This window comes from Nonomuraea sp. NPDC001684, from assembly GCF_053596515.1.
Genome location: NZ_JBSFGJ010000878.1, coordinates 1 through 1257, shown reverse-complemented (window position 1 = coordinate 1257; position 1257 = coordinate 1). Strand labels below are relative to the sequence as shown.

At 76.8% G+C, this 1257-nt stretch carries 1 protein-coding gene; it reads right to left on the bottom strand.

Features of this window, described 5'->3' with window-relative positions; translation table 11 throughout:
- Positions 1–1257: acyltransferase domain-containing protein (locus ACWCSD_RS52720; RefSeq protein WP_449927519.1), on the bottom strand; the 1257-nt coding region annotated here is incomplete at both ends.

Below are 1257 nucleotides of genomic sequence, written 5' to 3'. Positions count from 1 at the left end.
GGTCGTCCCCGGTGACGGTGGAGACGACCCGCCGGGCGACCGGCCCGAACCGCTCCTCCGCCAGGTAGCCGGCCAGCGCCTCGGCCGCCGGGGCGACCAGCGGCGAGTGGAAGGCGTGCGAGACGTTCAGCCTGGTCCAGGTGAGCCCGGCGCGCTCGGCCCGGCGGCCGGCCTCCTCCACCGCCGCCACCGGCCCGGCGACGACGGTCTGGAGCGGCCCGTTGTACCCGGCGATCACCACTGGCAGGTCGCCCACCAGCGCCGGCACGGTCTCCGGCGCGGCCCGCACGCCGGCCATCGTGCCCGGCTCGCTGCGCTCCCGCATCGCCCGGCCGCGCTTGGTCGCCACGCGCAGCAGCGCGTCCTCGTCCATCGCGCCCGCCCAGTGCAGGGCCGACAGCTCGCCCAGGCTGTGCCCGACGGCCGCGTCCGCCTCGATGCCGAGCAGCGACAGCGCGCGCAGGCCCGCCATCGAGCCGGTGACGATGCGCGGCTGGGCGACCTCGGTGGCCGCCATGTCGCCGTCGGTGGGCAGCGCCGCCGTGGTGTACACCTCGGCGACGTCGGCGAAGCGCCTGGCAAGCGCGCCGCCGTCGGTCCCGCGGCCCGAGCCCTGCCCGGGGAAGAGGAAGCCGATCCGCGGCCGTGCCGAGGCTCGGCCGAGGAACGCCTTGCCGTCGGGGGTGGACAGCGCGTTCTCGCCGGACTCCAGCGCCGTCAGCACGCGGGTGAGCTGCCGTACGGCGTCGTCGGGCGAGGAGACCACGACGGCCGCCCGGAACGGCAGGCCGCGCAGCCGCCCGCGCAGCGTGGCGGCCAGGTCGGCGAGCTGGCCGTAGGACACCTTGGGCACGAAGTCGAGCAGCTCCGACACCAGGCCGCGCAGCTCGTCCCAGGTGCCGCCGTCCAGCAGGAACAGCTCCGCGTCCTGGGACGCGGCGGCCAGCGCCTTGACCCGGCTGGACACCCGCCGCCGCGGGCCGGTGTTCTCCAGCACCACGTGCGTGTTGATGCCGCCGAAGCCCATGGCGGTCACCGCCGCGCGCAGCGGCGCGCCCTGCGGCCACGGCTCGGCCGTGCGCAGCACCCGCAGCGTGGCGCCCTCGTCGGTGAGCACCTGGTGCGGGTCGACGCATCCGATGGTCGGCGGCAGCACCTGCTCGTGCACGGCCATGGCCGCCTTGATCAGGCCCGCCACGCCCGCCGCCGCCTTGGCGTGGCCGATCATGCCCTTGATCGAGCCGACCGCGGCCGGCC